General features: G+C 41.9%; 1 pseudogene. It reads left to right on the top strand.

Annotated elements, in window-relative coordinates:
* Positions 1–355, top strand: a pseudogene (locus H5201_RS22610) (IS630 family transposase); the annotation flags it as partial.
* Between the last annotated feature and the right edge of the window lie 184 nt (positions 356–539).

The following is a 539-nucleotide window of genomic DNA, read 5'->3' as shown; positions in this document are numbered from 1 at the left end:
AGCACGGTTTGGACAACAAAATCAAACAACACGCTTATGGGCTGAAACAGGCTCTAGGCCTCGCGCAACAAAACAACAGCAGTTTGAGTATGGATACTTATTTGGTGCAGTGTGCCCAAGTAATGATAAAACAGAAGCGCTGATCAGCCCTATCGTCAATAAAGACGTCATGACACAACACATGGAATTAAATCCACTAGAGCAAGTATGGAGTTGGATACGGCAACACTGTCTATCTAATCGTGTTTCTAGTGGTTATAAAGAAATAGTCGAACAGGTATTACAAGCGTGGAATAAATCCATCTCAGTCCCTAATACGGTAAAAGCATATGCTCTAGAGACTAGATCAAATTGACTTAATCTTTATGCAGATTACCTTTCACCTCGAACCTTCTTTTTACTTTATGCCAGACGTAAAAAAGCCCGACTATTGCTAGTCGGGCTTTCTCAATTTGGAGCCTGGCAATGTCCTACTTTCACATAGCAAATGCTACACTATCATCGGCGCTGTTTCGTTTCACTACTGAGTTCGGCATGGG

Source organism: Pseudoalteromonas sp. SG43-6 (genome assembly GCF_014164365.1).
In the GTDB taxonomy this organism is placed as follows: Bacteria; Pseudomonadota; Gammaproteobacteria; order Enterobacterales; family Alteromonadaceae; genus Pseudoalteromonas; species Pseudoalteromonas rhizosphaerae.
This window is presented reverse-complemented; position numbering and strand designations above follow the sequence as displayed.